The sequence below is a fragment of the Streptomyces sp. NPDC058663 genome (genome assembly GCF_042716745.1).
Classification (GTDB): Bacteria; Actinomycetota; Actinomycetes; order Streptomycetales; family Streptomycetaceae; genus Streptomyces.
This window is the reverse complement of the sequence record NZ_JBHXRV010000015.1, coordinates 42,292-62,336: the sequence shown is the minus strand read 5'-3', so window position 1 is coordinate 62,336 and position 20,045 is coordinate 42,292. Positions and strand designations below refer to the sequence as shown.

Below are 20,045 nucleotides of genomic sequence, written 5' to 3'. Positions count from 1 at the left end.
CGTCCGCCCGGGCCCCGGCCGCTTACGCCTCGTCCACTTACGCCCCGTCCGCTCGGGACCAGGCGCGCAGGCACCAGCCGCTCAGGCCTCCGCTGCCCCCACCTGTTCCGCCAGGACCGCCGGGTCGGCCGTCGGGGCCGCGCACACGAAGTGGCGGCAGACGTACGCCCCCGCCGGGCGGTCCGTCAGCAGGGGGAACTCCCCGGACGACGGCGCACCGAAGGCGACCACCGCGCCCGGAGCCGTACCCAGCAGGGCCGTGCGGTGCAGGGCGCGTGCCGCCGGGTCCGAGGGGGTGCCGACCACGGCGATCTCCCGGGGGCCGTCGAGTGCCGCCTCGGCGCCCGCCAGCCCCCAGCCGATGAAGCGCGGGGCGCGCGGGCCGAGCGCCCCGACCACGCCCAGTGCGCCCTCGGCCGCCTGCCGGTGGGCCTCGGAGCCCGTGTGGGCGGCGTACGAGAGCAGCGCCCCGGCCGCCGCGCTCCAGCCCGAGGGAGTGGCGTTGTCCGTCGGGTCCTGGGGCCGGCGGATGAGCTTCTCGGCGTCGTCCGCCGTGTCGAAGAGGGTGCCGCTCTCGCCGGTGAAGCGCATCAGCACGTGGTCGAGGAGGAAACCCGCGAAGTCCAGCCAGGCGCCCTCCCCCGTCACCGATGCCAGGGCGAGGAAGCCCTCCGCCACATCGGCGTAGTCCTCCAGCACGCCCGCGTTGGCCCCCGCCCGGCCGTCCTTGGAGGTGCGGGAGAGGCGGGCGTGGTCGTCCAGGTGGACCCGTACGAGAAGGTCCGCCGCCTCCGTCGCCCTTTCGATCAGGTCCGGGCGGTCGAAGTAGGCACCGGTCTCGGCGAGGGCGGCGACGGCGAGACCGTTCCAGGCGGCCACCACCTTGTCGTCGCGGCCGGGCGCGGGGCGCTGCGCGCGGGCCGCAAGCAGCCGGGAACGGATGCCCTCGATCCGGGCAGCGTCGGCCACCACCCCGTCGCTCTGCGGAAGCTGGAGCACCGAGGAGCCCTCCTCGAAGGTGCCCTCCTCCGTCACACCGAAGTACGCCGCCGCCAGCCGCGCGTCGTCCTCGCCCAGCACCTCCCGCAGCTGCGCGGGCGTCCACACGTAGTACGCACCCTCCACGTGGCGGCCCGTACCGTCGTCGCTGTCCGCGTCCAGTGCGGATGCGAATCCGCCCTCGCCGGTGCGCAGTTCCCTGACCAGGAAGTCGGCGGTCTCCAGCGCGACCCGCCGGGCGAGGTCGGACCCGGTGGCGCGCCACAGGTGGGCGTACACCCGGCACAGCAGCGCGTTGTCATAGAGCATCTTCTCGAAGTGCGGTACCAGAGGCCCATTTGCCTTCGGCGTGAGCACGTAGCGGTGAAATCCGCCTCCCACCTGGTCGTACAGGCTCGAACAGGCCATCGCGCCGCACAGCCCGTCCGCCATCTCCAGCGCTGCTACGGAACCGGACCGCGCATGGTGGCGCAGCAGGAACTCGATCACCATCGACGGCGGGAACTTGGTGTCTCCTTTGAACCAGCCGCTCGCGGGGTCAATGTCCCGAGTCAACTTGAGGAGCGCAAGCGCCTGGGTCTCCTCGGAGGGCATCCCGACTTCACCGGTATGTAGCACGCGCTCGGCAAGATCTTTAGTGATCTTCCCCGCGACTTCTCCCACCTCGTCCCGTCGGCTCGTCCAGGCGTTGTGCACGCCTTCCAGCACCTGACGGAAGGACGCCATGCCATGGCGTGCCTCGGGCGGGAAGTACGTTCCGAAGTAGAAGGGCTCCCCGTCCGGCGTCATGAAAACCGACATGGGCCAGCCGCCCTGCCCGGTGGCGGCCTGCACTGCCTCCATGTAGACGGCATCGACGTCCGGGCGCTCCTCGCGGTCGACCTTGACGGAGACGAAATGCTCGTTCATGTACGCAGCGATGTCGTGGTCCTCGAAGGACTCGTGCGCCATGACGTGACACCAATGGCATGAGCTGTAGCCGACGCTCAGGAACACGGGAACACCACGCCGTCGGGCTTCTTCGAACGCCTCCCCCTCCCATGGCCACCAGTCGACGGGGTTGTCCGCGTGCTGGAGGAGGTACGGGGATGCGGCCTGCGCGAGTCGGTTGGACATGCCCCCATCCTCGCGCACCTGCCTGCGCCCCGCCCCTACGCCACAGGGCCGACGAACCAACGGGGGAAAGAGAGCCGGCTCCGTGCCCGTAGAGCAGTCCGCCTTACACCGGGGACACACAGGAACGGGACCTATCTCGCAGGCGATCCGGTGATCGTGTCCTCCTTCGAAAGCCAGTCGAACTCCAGCCGTTCCAAGATCGGGGTGTGATCCCCCTGCCGTACTGCGGGCTTGACGGTGATGCCCTTCTTCCCAAGGGCGCTCTTCAGGAGCATCCGCTTGTCCACCATGTCCGCCGCTTCCCATACCTCGCGCAGGGCGCCGATCTGGGTGAGGGAAGAGTGGTCTGCCTCCGCGTCCAGCGCCGCAAGGGTCGCCGCGGTGCTCTCGATAACGGCGCGCTGCCCTTCGCTCAGCTCCTCGAAGCGGTCTTCGTCCATCTTCCCGTACACGTAGAAGTCGTCTTCGAGCTTCCTCACACGCTGGTGGGCGGCCACAAGGGCCTTCTGTGCCTCTGCCTTCTTCGCCTGCGTTTCGGGGTCCGCGAAGGCGAGCCACCGGCGGGCCATCTCCATGGCCACCGGGTCGTCCGGCGCAAGGCCCGTCACGTGGTGGATCCACGCCTGTCCCACCGCGTGGTCGATCCGGTCGGCGAGGGTCACCACGCCGTCGCAGATCGACTTGCCCCGCGTCTGCCGGATCTCACACCGGTACCGTCCACCGCGGTGGCTCATCGAGCCACCACACGGTTCGAGCTCACCGCTGCCCGTCTTGTCTCGCAGCCGTCCGCATCGGTAGCTCCCTGTTCCCAGGTACTTCGCTTCCGGCTTTCCCTTCGCCCACCGCTCATCGGTTCGTCCGGCGATGAGGGCCTTGATCTGGAACCATTCGCCCGGCGTGACAACCCCCTTGCCGCACATGACTACTTCGCCCTTCTCATTGCGCAAGGGCTGGCCGTACCCCTCCCAACTGTCCAAGGGGTTGCCGTGCTCATCCGTCCTGCGTCGCCGGATCGGGACCATGCCCGCGAAGAGCGGGGACTGAGCCAGCTTGCTCACCGCCGTGGGCGACCAGGTGGCGCCGCTCCGGGTCCGGTGACCCTCCTCATTGAGGCGGTGGGCCGTGTCCTTTGTCGTCTTCTTGCCGAGCAGGAGATCCGCCAGCCTGCGAGCAGTGCCGTACTCATCGGGATGGGGCTCTACCTTGCCGCTTCCGGGTGCGCTGAAGAGACCGAACGGTGGCCTGCCCGTTCCTCGTCGGCCTTCCGCCTTGTGCGAGTCATGGCCGATCTTCACGCGCTTCGCCATGTCCTTCGCCTCTTCCCTGGCGCGTTCGCTCAGGATCGCGAAAACCATGCGGCCGCCCTGCGACGAGTCCAGCCCTTCCGATACCGAGATGAGCCGCGATTTCCGGCGGTCGAACTCGTCGAGCATCCGGCCCACGGCCCCCATACCGCGCCGGTCGAAGCGGTCCGTCTTCCACACACCGAGCGTCTTGGACTTGCCGTCCATGATCGCTTGTGGGGCCTTCTCGAACTCCCTTCGCCGTACGTAAGTCTTGGAAGCCGAGAGTTGCTCACACCAGACGTGCCGGATCTGAACCCCATTTGCCCGTGCCCGGCACACCACGTCTCGCAGATGCCCCCGCAGCGTGGCCAGGTCCTACTTCTTGCTGCTGCGTCGCAAGTAGGCATCCATGAGGCCGGACGGGTCCCCAGTCGCCGGCCTGTCCAACCCCAGGGTTTCCATTTCCTCAGGGCTGAGCCCCAGCCCGACGAGCGTCGCGTGATCCTCGCGCATCACAATCCCCCTCTGTTCTCAAGAAAAGGGTAGGGAAGTGACGGGTCTGGAACAGCTGATTTCCTAAAGTGCGGGACGAGCCATGTGTGGTGCACGAGTAGCGGGTGAAACCGCGGCCGAGCTGTTCGTAGATGCCGCCGCGGGCCATCTCCTCGCAGGTGTCGCAGGCCATCTGGAGGGCCTTCGCCGACATCGTCTCCTGCTGTGCCGTGCTGAACTGCTGATGAGGTGCGTTGCCAACGAACGCCCACACCTGTCCCGCGGGAAGCTCGGCACAGCCGAGCAGACGCGGGTGCTCGGGGCGCGGAAGCCGCAGGCTCCGGCGGAGCACGGGCCACCGCCTGACGCTTTCGCTGATGGCGTGCGACCCGGGGCGCCCGTAGCTGGGGCGCACGCCCGAAAGTAGGCGGGCGCGGGGCGCACAAGGTCCTGGCTCCGGCCTTTCACGGCCGGAGCCCGCGATCACGCGCCGCGCCCGGGCTGCCGCCGGGCCGTCAGTCGCTCTTGCCGGGGCCCTCCGGGCCGGGCCCGGCGGCTGAGCCCGGACGGGTGCCGGGTTCGGGGTCCGAGGGGGCCTTGGCCGTCGGGGCCTTGGAGCCGGCCGCCGCCAAGGCCTTCTCGCCCTCCGCCGGCACCGCGTCCGGGTCCGGGGCCTCCTCGAAGGAGACCTTGCCCATGTGCCGGTTCATCGACTTCATCAGCGCCCACACCCCGACCGCCAGCGCCGCGAACACCAGGAACCCGAGGATGCCCGGGGTCACCTTGTTCTTGTCGAACTTGTCGTCGGCGGCGAGCGGGACCAAGTGAGTCATTGCCAGGGAAACGTTCACACTAGGCATTGTCGCGGATGCCCGCGAAGAGGTCGCTCTCGGGGAGGGAAGTCGGCACCAGAGCCTTCGCGAGCTCGTACTCCTCGGTCGGCCAGACCTCCTGCTGGATCTCCATCGGGATCCGGAACCAGCCGCCGTCCGGGTCGATCTGCGTGGCGTGCGCGATGAGCGCCTTGTCGCGGATCTCGAAGAACTCGGAGCACGGTACGAAGGTGGTCAGCGTCCGCTCCTCGCGCTCGAACTCCTTCCAGCGCTCCAGCCACTCCCCGTACGGCGACTCCAGGCCGCGCGCCAGCAGCGCCTCGTGCAGGGCGACCGTGCGGGGCTTGTTGAAGCCCTGGTTGTAGTAGAGCTTGAGCGGCTGCCAGACCGGGCCGAACTCGTCCTCGGGGAAGGCCGCCGGGTCGCCCGCGCCGTCGAAGGCCACCATCGTGATCTTGTGGGTCATGATGTGGTCGGGGTGCGGATAGCCGCCGTTCTCGTCGTACGTCGTGACGACCTGCGGACGGAAGGCACGGATCGACTTCACCAGACGGCCGGCCGCCTCCTGGACGTCCTCCAGCGCGAAGCAGCCCTCGGGCAGCGGCGGCAGCGGGTCCCCCTCGGGCAGCCCGGAGTCGACGAAGCCGAGCCACTCCTGCTTGACCCCGAGGATCTCGCGGGCCTCGGCCATCTCCTTGGCCCGTACCTCGTGGATGTGCTCCTCGATGTACTTGTCGCCCTGGAGCTTCGGATTGAGGATGGAGCCGCGTTCCCCGCCCGTGCAGGTCACGACATGGACGTCCACCCCCTCGGACACGTACTTCGCCATGGTGGCCGCACCCTTGCTCGACTCGTCGTCGGGGTGGGCGTGCACGGCCATCAAGCGCAGCTGCTCAGTCAAGATCTCGATCCTCGGTGATCCGGGCGCCCTCGGTGTCTGCGGCGCAAAGTGCGACTCCTATAGTGACCGAACCGGGGGCGGGAAATATTCCTGAACCCTGTGCACAGCCGGAGGATCACAGCATGAACGCGGTACGTGACGGAGCTCCCGGCGCCACCCCCGAAGGACGCTACGGCCGTTCCGCCGACGAGAGCGCGGACCGCAAGCTGAAGATCATCGGCATGGTCCTGGGAGTGCTGCTGCTCCTGGTGATCGGCTGGATCGGGTACGGGTACGTCTCGAAGCAGGTCATCAGCGCCGAGATGATCAAGTTCGACCTGAATTCCTCGCAGACCGAGGTGCGGGTGCACCTGGAGATCCGCAAGGACGCCGACGCCACCGGGACGTGCACGGTGCGGGCGCTCGCCGAGAGCGGCGCGGAGGTCGGGCGCAAGGACGTGCGGATCACGGCGAAGGGCACGAGCCGGATCGACGAGATCTACTCGATCCGTACGACGGCGAAGGCGACCAGCGCGGAGCTGCTGAGCTGCACCGAGGACAGCCGGTAGCCCCTGCGGCCGTGGGTCTCCGCCGCCGCAAGGACCCCGCCGCCGCACGCCCCCTGCGACCGTACGGCCCCCCGCCGGCGTACGGACCCCTGGCCGTACGGACCCGCGCGGCCGCATGCCCCCTGCGGTCGCACGGCCCCCGCCGCTCCCAGGAGCGGCCTTCCGGCCCTTCCGGCGCCGCTGGCACCCCCGGCGCACGCGCCCATGATCGGCCTCTGACCTGCATTGATACCGTTCTGACAGTTTTACTCCTCCCCCTGAGGGCATCGAATTGTTAGGCTCGTGGTTTCGCCCGCCCGTGGAGGCACATCCTTCTGGGGTAGGGCGATGCTTTGTTATCCGTAACTTCGAGGAGCACCTGTGACCCAGACCAGCGACGACGTCACCTGGCTGACCCAGGAGTCGTACAACAAGCTCGTGGAAGAGCTGGAGTACCTGTCGGGTCCGGCGCGCGGTGAGATCACTGCGAAGATCGCGGCGGCCCGTGAGGAGGGCGACCTCCGTGAGAACGGCGGGTACCACGCGGCCAAGGAGGAGCAGGGCAAGCAGGAGCTCCGCATCCGCCAGCTGAAGCAGCTCCTGGAGCGCGCCAAGGTCGGCGAGGCCCCCACCACCAGCGGTGAGGCGGCTCCCGGCATGGTCGTGAAGATCGCCTTCGACGGTGACGAGAGCGACACGATGACCTTCCTGCTCGCCTCCCGCGAGTACCCCAGCTCGGACATCGAGACGTACTCGCCGCAGTCCCCGCTGGGTACCGGCGTGATCGGCAAGAAGGTCGGCGAGGACGCCGAGTACGAACTGCCGAACGGCAAGAAGGCCATGGTCCGCATTCTGGAGGCGACGCCCTACCAGGGCTGAGCCACCCGGACCCGTACCGTACGGGGATGCCCCCGGCCGCCACTGGCGGCCGGGGGCATCCCCGCTTCTCGTTCTGCGCCTGCGGTCAGGCCGTCGCCGAGCGGTACTTGCGGACGGCGAGCGTCCGGAAGACCAGGATGATCACGACCGACCAGATCAGGGACGCCAGGACCGGATGTTCCATGGGCCAGGCCCCGGTGACCGACACGGGCCTGCCTTCGATGGTGTTGCCGAACAGCTCGCGGGCCGCCTGCACGGTGGCGCTGAACGGGTTCCACTCAGCGACGTGCTGGAGGAAGGACGGCATTCCGTCGACCGGCACGAAGGCGTTCGAGATGAACGTCAGCGGGAAGAGCCAGATCAGCCCGCCCGAGGTGGCCGCCTCGGGGGTGCGGACCGAGAGTCCGATCAGCGCGCCGATCCACGAGAACGCGTACCCGAGCAGGAGCAGCAGGGCGAAGCCGGCCAGCACCTTCGGGATCGCCTCGCTGGTGCGCCAGCCGATCAGCAGAGCCACCACCGCCAGCACGACGAGGGTGAGCGCGGTCTGCACCAGGTCGGCCAGGGTGCGGCCGGTGAGGACCGCGCCGCGGGCCATCGGCAGTGACCGGAAGCGGTCGATGAGGCCCTTGTGCATGTCGTCGGCGATACCGGCCCCCGCGCCGGCCGTCGCGAAGGTGACCGTCTGCGCGAAGATGCCCGCCATCAGGAAGTCCTTGTAGGCCTGGGCGCTGCCGGGCGGGGCCCCGGGGATGTTGATCGAACCGCCGAAGACATACGTGAAGAGCACCACGAACATGATCGGCTGGATCAGTCCGAAGATGATCATCTCGGGGATGCGCATCATCCGGATCAGATTGCGCTTGGCGACCACCAGCGAGTCGGTGACCGACTGGGTGAGGGCTCCCTTGGGCGGCGGGGCCTGGGTGCGTTCCGCAACGATGCTCACTTCTTGGCCACCTCTCGCGGCGTCGCGTCCTGGGTCGCGCCCTCCGTCTCGTCGGCCTGTGCCGCGTGTCCCGTCAGGGAGATGAACACGTCGTCGAGGGTGGGACGGCGCAGTCCGATGTCGTCGATCTCCACGCCGCGGGCGTCGAGTTCGCGGATGACCTCGGCGAGGAGCTTGGCGCCGCCGGTGACCGGGACGGTCAGCTTGCGGGTGTGCTCCTCGACCTTGGTGGCGCCCTTGCCGAAGCCGTGCAGGACGTCGTCGGCGAGCGCGATGTGTTCGCGCTCGTGGACCACGACCTCGATGCGCTCGCCACCGGTGCGGGCCTTGAGCTGGTCGGACGTACCTCGGGCGATGACCTTGCCGTGGTCGATGACGCAGATGTCGTGGGCGAGGTGGTCGGCCTCCTCCAGGTACTGGGTGGTGAGGAGGAGGGTGGTGCCGCCGGCCACCAGGTCCTGGATGACCTCCCAGAGCTGCTGGCGGTTGCGGGGGTCGAGGCCGGTGGTCGGCTCGTCCATGAACATGACCGGCGGGGAGACCACGAGGGCGGCCGCGAGGTCGAGGCGGCGGCGCATGCCGCCGGAGTACGTCTTGGCGGGGCGGTCCGCCGCGTCGGCCAGGTTGAAGCGGTCCAGGAGCTCGGCCGCGCGGATCTTGGCCGCCTTGGCGGGCATCTGGTAGAGCCTGCCGACCATCTGGAGGTTCTCGCGGCCGGTCAGGTATTCGTCGACGGCGGCGAACTGACCGGACAGGCCGATCGAGCGGCGTACTTCGTTGGGATGCCTGAGCACGTCGATGCCCGCGACGACCGCCTTGCCGCTGTCGGGCTGGAGCAGGGTGGTGAGCACCCGGACGGTGGTCGTCTTGCCCGCTCCGTTGGGACCGAGCAGGCCGAGGACGGTGCCTTCGGGGACATCGAGATCGACGCCGTCCAGAGCCTTTACGTTGCCGAAGGTCTTGACCAGACCCTCGGCGTAGATGGCGCCTGGCATAAGGGTTCCCCCAGTTGGTGGGTGGGTTCCTACGCGAATTTTAGGTTTGCCCGGCGGCGGGCGCCCGGCGAAGCGAATGCGCGAGACACACCATAACGCGATACATCGCGTCTGGAGAAGGGTTTTCCAGGGCTACGCCACGACCAGATATCCCGCGTGCTTCAGTGCCTCCCGCACCTCGGCGCAGTGCTTGGGCCCCTTCGTCTCCAGCTGCAACTCGACCTCCACTTCCGTGAGTCCGAGCCGCGGGTCGGTCCGTCCGTGACTCACGTCCACGACGTTAGCGTCCACCACTGACAACACCCCGAGAAGATTCGCGAGCGCCCCTGGACGGTCCGTCAAGCGCAACCGGAGCGACAGATAACGACCCGCGGCGGCCATTCCGTGCCGCAAAGTGCGCTGCATCAGAAGCGGATCGACGTTTCCGCCCGACAGCACCGCCACCACCGGCCCCTCGAACGACTCCGGCCGGCTCAGCAGCGCCGCCACCGGACTCGCCCCCGCCGGTTCCACCACCAGCTTGGCCCGCTCCAGGCACAGCAGCAGCGCCGAGGACAGCTCGTCCTCGCTCACCGTCCGCACCTCGTCGACGAGCTCCGCGACGAGCGCGAACGGCACGTCGCCGGGCCGGCCCACCTTGATCCCGTCGGCCATCGTCTGGAGCGTGTCCAGGGTGGTGGGGTGCCCGGCGGCCAGCGACGGCGGGTAGGCGGCCGCGCCCTCCGCCTGCACGCCGACGATCCGCACGTCGGGCCGCAGCGCCTTGACCGCGACCGCGATACCGGCCGCGAGCCCGCCGCCGCCCACTCCGACGACGAGGGTCGCCGCCTCGGGGCACTGCTCCAGGATCTCCAGGCCGACCGTGCCCTGCCCGGCGATGATGTCGGGGTGGTCGAAGGGGTGGATGAAGACCGCACCGGTCTGCCGTGCGTACTCCTGCGCGGCGGCCAGCGTCTCGTCGACGACCTGTCCGTGCAGCCTCACCTCGGCGCCGTACTCGCGGGTGGCCGCGACCTTCGGCAGCGGTGCGCCGACCGGCATGAACACCGTGGAGCGCACGCCCAGCAGCGAGGACGCGAGCGCGACGCCCTGGGCGTGGTTGCCCGCGCTGGCCGCCACCACTCCGGCGGCACGCTCCTCGGGGGAGAGCCCGGCGATCCGGATGTAGGCCCCGCGCAGCTTGAAGGAGCCGGTGCGCTGGAGGTTCTCGCACTTGAGGTGGACGGGGGCGCCGACCAGGCGGGTGAGGTGGCGGCTGCCCTCCATGGGCGTGCACCTGGCCACCCCGGCGAGCATCTTCTGGGCACCCCGGATGTCGTCCAGGATCAGGGCGGGGGCGGGGAAGCGGTAGTTCATGGCCGCCAGTCTGGCAGGGAGCGCGGGGTGCACTCCTGTCGGCGCCGGGCCCGGCGCCGGGCCCCGCCCGGACGGCGAACGTGCACGTCAGGCGCGGATGCGCGGTCCTGGCCCGGTCCTTCGGGGCCGGTCGCGCGGCCCTTCGGAGCGCGCTTCGGGCCTCCCCGGAGCCCGCCCCGGGCCTCCCCGGAGCCCGCCGCCGGACCGCTCGGCGCCTGCCGACAGGCTCTCCCGCCGCGAAGTTATCCACAGGTTTGTGCAGCGCCGGTACGGGTCGCGCACCATCCGCGTACCCTTGGCGCACCAACCGACCACCGTACGAAGAGAGCCCGAGCCATGCCCCCCACCCAGGACATGACGACCGACCCCGCCGCCGGTCTCCTCGATGCCCTCCAGCACCAGGTGGCCGTCTTCGCCCGGCGCGCCGAGCAGACCCGCCTCGGCGGCCTCGGCCAGGTGCGCAATTCGATGGACCGCGCGGCCTATCTGCTGCTCAACCGGCTCGACCAGGAGGGGCCGATGGGCGTCAAGGCGCTCGCCGCGGGCATGGGCATCGACTCCTCGACCGTGACCCGGCAGGTCGCACCGCTCGTCGACAGCGGGCTGGTCAAGCGCACCTCGCACCCGGAGGACGGGCGTGCGGTGGTCCTTCAGCTGTCGCCGCGCGGGAAGGCCAGGCTCGACGAGGTGCGCTCCTCGCGGCGCGAGCTGATGGCGCAGGTGACGGACGGCTGGAGCGAGGACGAGCGCGAGGCGTTCACCACTCTGCTGACCCGTTTCAACTCGGCGCTCTCCGCCCGCCAGTCGGCGAGCACGGGCGACACCCCGCCCCATTCCTGACCACCGGGCACTCCCCCCGTACCGCCGGGCCGGCCGCGCCCGGCCCCCTTCTCTCAGGCGCGCACCGCCAACCCCTTGACCTGACCCGCCCTCCAGTCCTCATATGAGGACTGGAGGGCGGACGAGGAGTCACGGTGAGCGAGCGCGAGGAAGCCCAACAGCGGCGCCGCGCAAGGGAGTTCGAAGCCTTTGTCGCGGGCGCGACGGGCCGGCTGCTGCATGCCGCGACCCTGCTCACGGCCGAACCCGCCGACGCCAACCCCCGCGCCCAGCGGCTGCTCGCGGCCGCCCTCACCACCACGTACGCCCGGTGGGAGAGCCTGCGCGGCGAGGATCCGTACGACCGCACCCGCCAGGCGCTCGCCACCCGTTTCGCCCGCGGCTCCTGGCACCACCGCCCCCGCCGCGGCCCCCGTCATGGCGGGCCGCTGGAGGTGCTCGGCCCGCGGGCGCGGCTGATCGTGGTGCTGCGGCTGTACGAGGGCATCCCGCAGGAGCAGACCGCCGCCCTGCTGGGGCTGCCGGAGCGGCGGGTGCGCACGCTGTGCGCCCGGGCGGTGGCCAGGGTGTACGAGGACACGCGCGCACGGGAGCGGGCGGAGGCGGAGACCCGGGAGCGGGAGTCCGGCTCCGGCGGTCCGCTGGAGCGGGGGCCGGGCGCGGGCTCCCGACCGGTGGCCGCGCCATGAGCAGGGCCAAGCACGAGCAGGACGAGGTGCGGCTGCTGCTGGAGCGGGCCCCGCACCCGCCCGTACCGGCGGATCTGCTGGCACGGGCGACGGAGCGGGGCGGACGCGCGTGGCGGCGGCGCCGGGTGGTGCGGCGGGTGCTGTGGGTGCTGGCGGTACTGGTGTGCGTGGCGTTCCTGGTGTGGGCGTCGCTCGCACAGCCGTGGCTGGCTCCACCGGCGGACAGCACTCCGCCGGTGGAGGGCCTGTGAGCGACGCACGTCCCGCTGTCAGCCGTCCGGCCACTCGGATGCGCGGCCACTCGGCGCGCGGCGCGCCGCTCACCCGCACAGCCACTCGCCGCGCTGACGCACGACCACTCACCCCGCAGCCACTCACCCGTCCAGCCACACACGCCTCACCCCAGCGCCTGCTTGAGGTCGGCGAGCAGGTCGTCGGCGGACTCGATGCCGACGGACAGCCGTACGAGGTCGGCGGGCACCTCCAGCGCGGAACCGGCCACCGAGGCGTGCGTCATCCGGCCCGGGTGCTCGATCAGGGACTCCACACCGCCGAGGGACTCCCCGAGCGTGAACAGCCGGGCCCGGTTGCAGACCTCGACAGCGGCCTCCTCGCCGCCGGCGACACGGAAGGACACCATGCCGCCGAAGGCCTTCATCTGCTTGGCGGCGACCTCGTGCCCGGCGTGCTCGGGCAGTCCCGGGTAGAGCACCTGGCTGACCTTGGGGTGCGCGGTCAGCATGTCGGCGACCCGGGTCGCGTTGTCGCTGTGCCGGTCCATGCGGACGGCGAGGGTCTTGATGCCGCGCAGCACCAGCCAGGCGTCGAAGGGGCCGGCGACCGCGCCCATCGCGTTCTGGTGGTACGCCAGTTCCTCCGCGATCTGTGCGTCGTTGGTGACGAGCGCGCCGCCGACGACGTCCGAGTGCCCGCCCATGTACTTGGTCGTCGAGTGCACGATCACGTCGGCGCCCAGCGCGATCGGCTGCTGGAGGTAGGGGCTGGCGAAGGTGTTGTCGACGACCAGCTTCGCGCCCGCGGAGTGCGCGATCTCGGCGACGGCGGCGATGTCGGTGATGCCGAGCAGCGGGTTCGACGGGGTCTCGACCCACACCACCTTCGTACGGGGCGTGAGCGCGGCCCGGACCGCCGCCGGGTCGGAGGTGTCGGCGACCGACCACTCGACGCCCCACCGGGAGACGACCTTGGCGAACAGCCGGAAGGTGCCGCCGTACGCGTCGTTGGGGATCACCACGTGGTCGCCGGGCGACAGCAGTGTCCGCAGCAGGCAGTCCTCGGCGGCCAGCCCCGAGGCGAAGGCCAGCCCGCGCCGCCCGCCCTCCAGTGCGGCGAGGTTCTCCTCCAGGGCGGTACGGGTGGGGTTGGCGCTGCGGCTGTACTCGTATCCGCCGCGCAGACCGCCCACCCCGTCCTGCTTGTACGTCGACACCTGGTAGATCGGCGGTACGACGGCACCGGTCAGCGGGTCGGCGGTGTTGCCGGCGTGGATGGCGAGGGTCTCGAAGGCGCGCTCGGCGCCGCTGTCGTGGCTCATGGGCCCGAGGGTAGTTCGCCGTGCGGAGTGCCGCGTCCGCTGTCCGGGACAACGGCCGAATGCAGTGTCCGGGAGAATGGGTTCATGGAGATTCTCTGGTTCCTGATCGCGGTGCTCCTGCTGGGTGCCGCCCTCGGTCCTTTCCTGCTGCGCAGGCGGGGCGGCATCCGGCTGGCCGCGCCCGGGTCGCCGGACGCGGCCGACCCGGAGGACTACGGGTTCGTACGGCAGGAGGCGCTCGACGTGCGGCTGCCGGGGCCCGACCAGGACCTCCTCGACGTACTGGACGTCGTACAGCGCACGCAGGACTGGCGGGCGGCCGCGCAGCTGCTGGCGGGCACGCCGAAGGAGGGCGAGGTCCGCTGGCAGCGGGTGCAGTCCTTCGCGGGTGCGGCCTCCCTGGAACTGGCCCAGCGGCCGGGTGAGGGCGGGCGCTGGCTGCGCGACTGGCGGTCCCAGTCGCCGAAGGACGCGGGCGGTGCGGAAGTTCACGCAGAGTTCTTGGTGCAGCAGGCCTGGCGGTCCTCCTCGACGGGCAAGGACGACTTCCGCGTCATCCTGGAGGAGGCGAAGGAGCTGTGCGCCCGGGCCGCGCTGCTCGCGCCAGGTGACCCGGTGCCGTACATCATCGAGCTCTCCGTCGCGCGCGGACTCGGTTATCCGCGGGCGGAGTTCGACCAGCTGTGGGCGAAGGTGATCGACCGCGCACCGACGCATCTGGGGGCGCATCTGGTCGCCCTGCACTACCTGTCGGAGAAGTGGCACGGCTCGCGCGCCGAGGCGGACACCTTCGCGACCCACGCGGCCTCGCGCGCCCCGCAGGGCTCGCTGCTCGCCGCCCTGCCGCTCTTCTCGGTCTACGACCACCTGCCCGAGGTGATCCTGGTCAGCAGCTTCTACCAGAGCGCGGTCGTCTCCCGGGCGGTGGAGGGCGCGCTGTACGCGGTGCACGCGGCCCGCGCCGACGACCCGATGCTGGCGCACGTCCGCCACATGCTGGTCCTCTTCCTGGTCCGCTCGGAGCGCTGGGCGGAGGCGGTCAAGCAGATCGCCGCGGTGGACGGCTACGTGGGCGCCCTCCCCTGGACCCACCACCCCGACCCGGCCGCCGACTACACCCTGCACCGCAACCTGGCCGTGGCGGGCTACGAGGCGAACGGGGGGAACCCGGCGACGCTGCGGGGGTGACGGGGGCCTCGGGTGACGCTGCGGGGCCGGGGACGGTACGGAGGCGGACGGCACGGAGGTCGCGAGCGGCACCCCGGTGGCAGGCCGGACGAGGCCGACAAGGCCGCTGAACAGGCCTTGTCCGGACGTGCGTACACTCCCTCCACCCCCCACTCCGTGCATCTCGATGCTTCTTTCTGGGGGATTCGCCCAACCATGGCGCTACTTGTCTTCGTCGTTCTGCTGCTGGTCGGGGGCTGGCTCTGGTACGGCCTGCTGCCGCTGCGCTGGCAGAACTCACGTCTGGCCGGGCCGGACGCCGCACTGCAACGAGCCTGCCGGGCCGCCTCCCGTGGACGCTGGGAGCCCGCCGCCGAGCTCTTCGCGGACGCCGGTCAGGACTGGGAGCGCCGCGCCCTGTACGCCCAGCGGCTGGGGCATCTCGCTGCCTGGAGAAGCGACGGCTGGCTGAAGGCGTGGCAGGAGGCCCGCCCCGAGGGCCGGGACGTGGCGCTCGTGGTGGCCCGGGCCCGGGTGGTGTACGCGTGGAAGCTGCGGGGGCATGCACGCGCGGTGCAGACGTCGCGGAAACAGTTCGAGGGATTCCACCGGGAGTTGCGCACCTCGCGCGGCGATCTCGCGAGGGCCGCCGCGCTGCACCCCGACGACCCCTCACCATTCATCGCGGAAATCTGGACGGCGCTCGGGCTCGGCTACCCGAACAGGGAAATGCACGCGCTGTGGGCGGAGATCACGGTCCGGGCGCCACACCACTTCGAGGCGCACACCAGCGCCCTTCAGTACTGGACCGCGAAGTGGCAGGGGTCGAACAAGCTTGCGCGCGAATTCGCGGAGAAGGCGGCGGCCGGGGCACCGCCGGGCAGCCTTCTGTCCGTACTCCCGCTGCTCGCATGGTACGAGGCTGAAGGGTACGAGCTGGGCGAGCCCGGATTTCGTAGCGCGCGAATCCGGGCACTGACGGACGCCGCGCTGGCCGACGTGGCCCTGGCGGACGCGCACCACCCGCGGCTGCCCGAGGTACGGCACGTGCTGGCGTACTTCCTGTACATGCAGGGCCGGTACAGGGCGGCCAGGGAGCAGTTCCGCAAGGTCGACGGCTACACCGAGGCGCTGCCGTGGCGCTACCACCGGGTCAAGCAGTTCGCCTACCGAGTGGCCCGCAACCGGACGGCTCACGGCGCACTGACGGAGCGGCGTGTCCGCTGACAGACCACTGCGACGAATGACGGATCACCGTGACCGCTGACCTGGTGTGGCAGCCGGCCGTCAAGAGGTTTCGCCGGGCCGTGCAGCCCCCGGGCCGCCCGTGTCCCGGCTTCGCGGCACCGGCGGAATCAGCGGCTCTCCCCATGCGTTCCCCCTACGAGCCCTCCCCCGGCTCCCGACCTTCCGACCCCACGTACAAGGAGCCAGTCCCATGCTCTTCGGCCGTACGCCGCAGCTCCCCACCCCCGAGCAGGCCCTGAAGGGCCGCGCGACCCCGGAATTCGAGGTCCCGTCCCGGCACACGGTCCTCGGCAACCCGCTGTCCGGCCCGTACCCCGCGCACCTGGCGGTCGCCGACTTCGGTCTGGGCTGCTTCTGGGGCGCGGAGCGGAAGTTCTGGCAGACCAAGGGCGTGTGGACGACCCTCGTCGGTTACCAGGGCGGCTACACCCCCAACCCTGCGTACGAGGAGGTCTGTTCGGGCCTCACCGGGCACACCGAGGTGGTCCGGGTGGTCTTCGACCCGGCCGTCGTCTCGTACCCCACCCTTCTGAAGCTCTTCTGGGAGTCCCACAACCCCACCCAGGGCTTCCGCCAGGGCAACGACGTGGGCACCCAGTACCGCTCCGCGATCTACCCGCACACCCCGGAGCAGGCCGTCGAGGCGGAGGCCTCGCGCGCCGCCTTCCAGGAGGTCCTGACGGGTGCCGGCTTCGGCACGATCAGCACGGAGATCCTCCCGGCCGCCGACAACCCCTTCTACCCGGCCGAGCCGTACCACCAGCAGTACCTGGACAAGAACCCGGACGGCTACTGCGGCATCGGCGGTACGGGCGTCACCCTGAGCGCCCCCTCGGAAACCAACTGGGGCCGCTCCTGCCCGACGGGCATCGCGTCGGCCGACGGCTGACCCCCGGACCGTGCCCTGACCGCGACCACCGCCGAGGACCTCTGCTCCGATGAACGACGCGCCGAACGACCGTCTGACGCCTGACGCCGCCGCCGTCCTCGACGCCCTGCTGGACGGGCCGGGGGCGGTGCTCGCGGCGTTGCGGGAGCAGGTTCCGCATGTGCGGGTGGCGGGGTGGTGCGGGTGTGGGTGCGCCACCGTGGATCTGGCGGTGGACCGGAGCGTCGTGGCCGCTGCTCCGCCGCACGACAGTCCCGTGGTGGAGGGGTTCTACGGGGAGTCGGCGCACGGGGCGGGGGTGATGCTGTTCACGAGTGAGGGGTACCTCTCCGGCATGGAGATCTACACCGCCGCGGACGAGCCGCTCACCGTCTGGCCGGGGCCGGGCGGGCTGACCGTTTCCGCCTGACGGGCCGACTGCCCCCGGAGTACGCACCTGTGGGGTGCCGCACCTGGTCGGCTCATGCCACTTCTCCGCCGTGCGCCGACGGTGTCGTCTACCGTTCCCGGAGTGATCATCACAGCCTCCCGGGCGGGCCCGCCCCCTGTGGGGCGACGACGTGAGGAGAGGCGCCGTGCAGCATCACATACGCCCCGAAGGGGCTCCGCCGGTCAATGGGTACAGCCATGCCGTGGCCTTCGACGGGCCCATGGTGGTGGTTTCCGGGCAGGTTCCGGTGGACGGTGCGGGGCGGGTGGTCGGCGAGGGGGATGCCGAGGCGCAGGTGCGGCAGGTGTACGCCAATCTGGCGACCGCGCTGGAAGCGGCCGGGGCCGGGCTGCGGGACGTGGTCAAGCTGACGGTGTTCCTGACCGACCTCGGCGACCTGCCCGCCTTCCGCCGCGTACGGGACGAGCACCAGGATCCGCTGCGGCCGCCCGCGTGTTCCCTGGTGCAGGTGGCCGGGCTGGTCCGGCCCGAGTTCCGGGTGGAGGTCGAGGCGTGGGCGGCGGTGGGGGCGGCGCTGGCTCGCGACGAACAGGGCTGACCACTTGGCGGGGGTGCGCCACGAGGCGCGGCCCGTGGTGGGCGGGGCCGCGGTGGGCGGGGCCCGGGCGTCAGCCCAGTTCGAGAGTGGTGATCGCGTAGACGCCCGTACGGTCGAACTCCGGGGGTGTCGGGGACGTGTACATGCGCGAGGTCTCGTAGCCCGGGCCCAGCGCGAACTGTTCCGCGAGGCGGACTGCGGCGGGGTTGATGTCCGGGACGTCCAGGGAGACCGGGGTGCCCGGGGCGGTCGCGGCCAGGGCCGTCAGCAGCGCGGCGGCGATGTCGGGGTCCGCCGCGTGGAAGGGCCCGATGCGGGAGGGCCCCGGGCAGGCCCGGATCGTGCCGAGGCCGACGAGGTGGCCGTCCTTGAGGGCGGCGAGCGAGTGCCGTTGGGGTGCGGCCAGCCACGACGCGAGGAAGGCCTCGCGGGGCGCCGGGAAGAACCGCCTGTCGTAGGCGGCGAGTTCAGCGAGGGGCAGGGTGGTGGCGTCGACCAGGGCGACCCCCGGCGGAGGTGTCGCGGCACCGGACGGGACACCTTCGTAGTGGGTGTTCGTCCACGCCGAAACAAACCCGGATCTACGGTAGTTGGGCTGCTGGGCCACCACCCCGTCGAGCCCCACCGTACGGCCGGAGAGGCGGGCCGTACCGGCGTTCCAGACCCGGATGCCGTGGCCTTGGCCGCGTACGTCGGGGCGGGCCAGATAGAGGCCCAGGAAGGCGAAGTCCGCGCCGTACCGGACCACGGAGATGCAGGAGACGGGGGTGTCGTCGCCCTCGCGGCGGGCGACCAGGAAGCCCGTGGGGTCGGCGGCGAGGAAGGGCTGGAGATCGGCCAGCCCGGGATTCCAGCCCTCGGCCTCCGCCCAGGCACGCATCAGGTGGAGGTCCTGGATGCTGGCGGGAGAGACGTGGTCCGGGGCCGGGGCCGGCCCCAGCGCTTCGCGGCCCGCGCCGGAGGTGCCCGCGCCGGAGGTGCCGGAGGTGCCGGAGGTGCCGGAGGTGCCGGAGGTGCCGGAGGTGCCGGAGGTGCCGGAGGTGCCGGAGACGCCGGAGACGCCGGAGACGCCGGCCGCGCCCGTCGTGGCGGACCTCTCGGGATGGTCGTGCGAGTGCACTGGCTGCCCCCTGCGGTCGCGGAGTGGATGCCCCCTGATACCTGGCCCGGCGGCGGGCGGGTCATGCCGCCGTCAGGCCATGGGGAGCGCCCTCGCCACGGGCTGGTCGCGTGCTGGAGCGTGCGCAACGGCTGTTCCCCGAAGGGACAGGCCCGTTGACGGAACCGGGCACCCGGGCCCCGGCTAGGACTGTGCCTGACGCACCTGCGCCGCCGTCACCGTCGCGTCGTAGTCCTCCGGTACGCCCTCCACCAGGATGATGTCGCCGGGCAGGTGGCGGGTGCGCAGCGGGACGATCTCCTGGTACTCCGGGGACTTGTACCAGGCGCGGGCCCTGTCCATGTCGGGAAAGGCGACCAGGACCGGGGCGCCGTGCCAGTCGCCCTCCAGCAGTTCGTGCTCCTTGAAGTGGACAAGGAAGCGCCCCCCGTACGGGCCGAAGGTGCCCTGGATGCGCTCCATGTACTGCAACACGTCCTCGTGGAGCGGGCCTTCGGCCGGGCCGATGTGGGCGATCGCGTAGGCGGTCATGGGGTCCTCTTCCGGGGTAAGTGGCTTTGCGGTGCGGTGAGTTCCGGGGTGCTGTTCCAGAGTGCTGCAACGAGGTTCCGGCGTCGATTACCTCGGAGGTAGGTTGGCCGGATGGATCTTGCGAGTGGTGGGGGCGGCGCGCGGTTCGTGTTGCGCAGGGCGGTGGACGGGGACGCGGGGGCCGCGGCGGAGGTGTGGCTGCGGTCGTACGGTGCCGCGCTGCCCGGGGTGCGGCGGGCGCACGACGACGACGGAGTACGGGCCTGGTTCCGGCACGTGGTGGTGCCGGAGTACGAGACCTGGGTCGCGGAGGACGCGGCGGGCACGCTCGTCGGTGTGATGGTGCTGGACGCGGTCGGGATCGACCAGCTGTATCTGGCCCCGGAGCGGCGCGGCTGCGGGCTCGGTGACCTCTTCGTCGCGAAGGCCAAGCAACTGCGTCCGGAGGGGCTGGAGTTGTGGACCTTCCAGGTGAACGGGAGCGCCCTCCGCTTCTACCTCCGGCACGGCTTCACCGAGGCCGGGCGCACGGACGGCTCGCGCAACGAGGAGCGGGAGCCGGACGTCAGGCTCGTCTGGAAGCCGTAGGGCGGGGCGGGCCGAACGACAACGAGGGCGGGCCGAACGACGACGAGGGCGGTCCGTACGACGGCAGAGGCGGAGCCTGCGACGACGAGGGCGGGC

General features: G+C 71.0%; 21 protein-coding genes. 11 read left to right on the top strand and 10 right to left on the bottom strand.

Going from position 1 to position 20,045, the window contains the following annotated elements:
- Positions 1 to 81: 81 nt before the first annotated feature.
- The 4 genes from ACFWVV_RS13635 to mca all read right to left on the bottom strand — a co-directional run bounded on the left by ACFWVV_RS13635 (position 82) and on the right by mca (position 5,627).
- Positions 82 to 2,115 (bottom strand): thioredoxin domain-containing protein, encoded by a 2,034-nt coding sequence (locus ACFWVV_RS13635; protein WP_384351460.1) that lies wholly within the window; start codon positions 2,113 to 2,115, stop codon positions 82 to 84.
- Positions 2,116 to 2,246: 131 nt separating this feature from the next.
- Positions 2,247 to 3,740: a recombinase family protein gene (locus ACFWVV_RS13630; protein WP_384422693.1), complete on the bottom strand. Its 1,494-nt coding sequence runs from the start codon at positions 3,738 to 3,740 to the stop codon at positions 2,247 to 2,249.
- 668 nt (positions 3,741 to 4,408) lie between these two features.
- Positions 4,409 to 4,753, bottom strand: coding sequence for a hypothetical protein (locus ACFWVV_RS13625; RefSeq protein WP_384351466.1), 345 nt, complete (start codon positions 4,751 to 4,753; stop codon positions 4,409 to 4,411).
- A complete protein-coding gene (mca, locus tag ACFWVV_RS13620; protein ID WP_384351469.1) occupies positions 4,746 to 5,627 on the bottom strand; it encodes a mycothiol conjugate amidase Mca in 882 nt (293 codons plus the stop codon). The genes ACFWVV_RS13625 and mca overlap by 8 nt, the downstream gene beginning before the upstream one ends.
- A 122-nt stretch (positions 5,628 to 5,749) precedes the next feature.
- Here mca and ACFWVV_RS13615 point away from each other — a divergent pair, with 122 nt between their 5' ends.
- Positions 5,750 to 6,175: a DUF4307 domain-containing protein gene (locus tag ACFWVV_RS13615; RefSeq protein WP_384351472.1), complete on the top strand. Its 426-nt coding sequence runs from the start codon at positions 5,750 to 5,752 to the stop codon at positions 6,173 to 6,175.
- A 360-nt stretch (positions 6,176 to 6,535) separates the two neighbouring features.
- Positions 6,536 to 7,033: a transcription elongation factor GreA gene (gene greA, locus ACFWVV_RS13610; protein WP_384351475.1), complete on the top strand. Its 498-nt coding sequence runs from the start codon at positions 6,536 to 6,538 to the stop codon at positions 7,031 to 7,033.
- A gap of 85 nt (positions 7,034 to 7,118) precedes the next feature.
- Here the strand turns inward: greA and ACFWVV_RS13605 are convergent, their stop codons facing one another.
- From ACFWVV_RS13605 to ilvA, 3 genes are all read right to left on the bottom strand, one after another.
- Complete coding sequence (locus tag ACFWVV_RS13605) at positions 7,119 to 7,982, bottom strand: ABC transporter permease (protein ID WP_384351478.1); 864 nt, start codon at positions 7,980 to 7,982, stop codon at positions 7,119 to 7,121.
- Entirely contained in the window at positions 7,979 to 8,977 is a 999-nt protein-coding gene (locus tag ACFWVV_RS13600) for an ATP-binding cassette domain-containing protein (RefSeq protein WP_384351481.1), read from the bottom strand. Before ACFWVV_RS13600 ends, ACFWVV_RS13605 begins: the two co-directional genes overlap by 4 nt.
- Before the next feature lie 132 nt (positions 8,978 to 9,109).
- Positions 9,110 to 10,333 (bottom strand): threonine ammonia-lyase, encoded by a 1,224-nt coding sequence (gene ilvA / locus ACFWVV_RS13595; RefSeq protein ID WP_384351484.1) that lies wholly within the window; start codon positions 10,331 to 10,333, stop codon positions 9,110 to 9,112.
- A gap of 336 nt (positions 10,334 to 10,669) precedes the next feature.
- Between ilvA and ACFWVV_RS13590 the strand changes: the two genes are divergently transcribed.
- The 3 genes from ACFWVV_RS13590 (at position 10,670) to ACFWVV_RS13580 (ending at position 12,113) form a co-directional block, all read left to right on the top strand.
- On the top strand, positions 10,670 to 11,173 hold the full coding sequence (locus ACFWVV_RS13590) for a MarR family winged helix-turn-helix transcriptional regulator (protein WP_384351487.1): 504 nt from the start codon (positions 10,670 to 10,672) through the stop codon (positions 11,171 to 11,173).
- 134 nt (positions 11,174 to 11,307) lie between these two features.
- Entirely contained in the window at positions 11,308 to 11,862 is a 555-nt protein-coding gene (locus ACFWVV_RS13585) for a sigma factor-like helix-turn-helix DNA-binding protein (protein ID WP_384351490.1), read from the top strand.
- On the top strand, positions 11,859 to 12,113 hold the full coding sequence (locus tag ACFWVV_RS13580) for a hypothetical protein (RefSeq protein WP_384351492.1): 255 nt from the start codon (positions 11,859 to 11,861) through the stop codon (positions 12,111 to 12,113). Before ACFWVV_RS13585 ends, ACFWVV_RS13580 begins: the two co-directional genes overlap by 4 nt.
- 146 nt (positions 12,114 to 12,259) lie before the next feature.
- Here the strand turns inward: ACFWVV_RS13580 and ACFWVV_RS13575 are convergent, their stop codons facing one another.
- Positions 12,260 to 13,417, bottom strand: a complete 1,158-nt coding sequence (locus tag ACFWVV_RS13575; protein ID WP_384351495.1) for a cystathionine gamma-synthase — start codon at positions 13,415 to 13,417, stop codon at positions 12,260 to 12,262.
- An 84-nt stretch (positions 13,418 to 13,501) separates the two neighbouring features.
- On the opposite strand from ACFWVV_RS13575, the gene ACFWVV_RS13570 reads away from it, so the two are divergent.
- From ACFWVV_RS13570 to ACFWVV_RS13550, 5 genes are all read left to right on the top strand, one after another.
- Entirely contained in the window at positions 13,502 to 14,605 is a 1,104-nt protein-coding gene (locus ACFWVV_RS13570; RefSeq protein ID WP_384351498.1) for a hypothetical protein, read from the top strand.
- 195 nt (positions 14,606 to 14,800) lie between these two features.
- Positions 14,801 to 15,811, top strand: a complete 1,011-nt coding sequence (locus tag ACFWVV_RS13565) for a hypothetical protein (protein WP_384351501.1) — start codon at positions 14,801 to 14,803, stop codon at positions 15,809 to 15,811.
- A gap of 211 nt (positions 15,812 to 16,022) precedes the next feature.
- Entirely contained in the window at positions 16,023 to 16,721 is a 699-nt protein-coding gene (msrA, locus tag ACFWVV_RS13560; RefSeq protein ID WP_384351504.1) for a peptide-methionine (S)-S-oxide reductase MsrA, read from the top strand.
- Positions 16,722 to 16,770: 49 nt separating this feature from the next.
- Positions 16,771 to 17,130, top strand: coding sequence for a hypothetical protein (locus ACFWVV_RS13555; RefSeq protein ID WP_384351507.1), 360 nt, complete (start codon positions 16,771 to 16,773; stop codon positions 17,128 to 17,130).
- Positions 17,131 to 17,296: 166 nt separating this feature from the next.
- Positions 17,297 to 17,710, top strand: coding sequence for a RidA family protein (locus ACFWVV_RS13550; protein WP_384351509.1), 414 nt, complete (start codon positions 17,297 to 17,299; stop codon positions 17,708 to 17,710).
- Positions 17,711 to 17,780: 70 nt separating this feature from the next.
- Here the strand turns inward: ACFWVV_RS13550 and ACFWVV_RS13545 are convergent, their stop codons facing one another.
- Complete coding sequence (locus tag ACFWVV_RS13545) at positions 17,781 to 18,590, bottom strand: GNAT family N-acetyltransferase (RefSeq protein ID WP_384351581.1); 810 nt, start codon at positions 18,588 to 18,590, stop codon at positions 17,781 to 17,783.
- A gap of 423 nt (positions 18,591 to 19,013) precedes the next feature.
- A complete protein-coding gene (locus tag ACFWVV_RS13540; protein ID WP_384351512.1) occupies positions 19,014 to 19,361 on the bottom strand; it encodes a DUF1330 domain-containing protein in 348 nt (115 codons plus the stop codon).
- Between the two features lie 111 nt (positions 19,362 to 19,472).
- On the opposite strand from ACFWVV_RS13540, the gene ACFWVV_RS13535 reads away from it, so the two are divergent.
- Positions 19,473 to 19,949: a GNAT family N-acetyltransferase gene (locus ACFWVV_RS13535; protein ID WP_384351515.1), complete on the top strand. Its 477-nt coding sequence runs from the start codon at positions 19,473 to 19,475 to the stop codon at positions 19,947 to 19,949.
- The last annotated feature ends 96 nt before the right edge of the window (positions 19,950 to 20,045 follow it).

Coding starts and splice junctions, on each gene's coding strand:
- ACFWVV_RS13635 (WP_384351460.1), bottom strand. CDS start 2,115: ATGTCCAACCGACTCGCGCAGGCCGCATCCCCGTACCTCCTCCAGCAC.
- ACFWVV_RS13625 (WP_384351466.1), bottom strand. CDS start 4,753: ATGCCTAGTGTGAACGTTTCCCTGGCAATGACTCACTTGGTCCCGCTC.
- ACFWVV_RS13615 (WP_384351472.1), top strand. CDS start 5,750: ATGAACGCGGTACGTGACGGAGCTCCCGGCGCCACCCCCGAAGGACGC.
- ACFWVV_RS13600 (WP_384351481.1), bottom strand. CDS start 8,977: ATGCCAGGCGCCATCTACGCCGAGGGTCTGGTCAAGACCTTCGGCAAC.
- ilvA (WP_384351484.1), bottom strand. CDS start 10,333: ATGAACTACCGCTTCCCCGCCCCCGCCCTGATCCTGGACGACATCCGG.
- ACFWVV_RS13590 (WP_384351487.1), top strand. CDS start 10,670: ATGCCCCCCACCCAGGACATGACGACCGACCCCGCCGCCGGTCTCCTC.
- ACFWVV_RS13580 (WP_384351492.1), top strand. CDS start 11,859: ATGAGCAGGGCCAAGCACGAGCAGGACGAGGTGCGGCTGCTGCTGGAG.
- ACFWVV_RS13575 (WP_384351495.1), bottom strand. CDS start 13,417: ATGAGCCACGACAGCGGCGCCGAGCGCGCCTTCGAGACCCTCGCCATC.
- ACFWVV_RS13570 (WP_384351498.1), top strand. CDS start 13,502: ATGGAGATTCTCTGGTTCCTGATCGCGGTGCTCCTGCTGGGTGCCGCC.
- ACFWVV_RS13565 (WP_384351501.1), top strand. CDS start 14,801: ATGGCGCTACTTGTCTTCGTCGTTCTGCTGCTGGTCGGGGGCTGGCTC.
- msrA (WP_384351504.1), top strand. CDS start 16,023: ATGCTCTTCGGCCGTACGCCGCAGCTCCCCACCCCCGAGCAGGCCCTG.
- ACFWVV_RS13555 (WP_384351507.1), top strand. CDS start 16,771: ATGAACGACGCGCCGAACGACCGTCTGACGCCTGACGCCGCCGCCGTC.
- ACFWVV_RS13545 (WP_384351581.1), bottom strand. CDS start 18,590: ATGCGTGCCTGGGCGGAGGCCGAGGGCTGGAATCCCGGGCTGGCCGAT.
- ACFWVV_RS13540 (WP_384351512.1), bottom strand. CDS start 19,361: ATGACCGCCTACGCGATCGCCCACATCGGCCCGGCCGAAGGCCCGCTC.
- ACFWVV_RS13535 (WP_384351515.1), top strand. CDS start 19,473: ATGGATCTTGCGAGTGGTGGGGGCGGCGCGCGGTTCGTGTTGCGCAGG.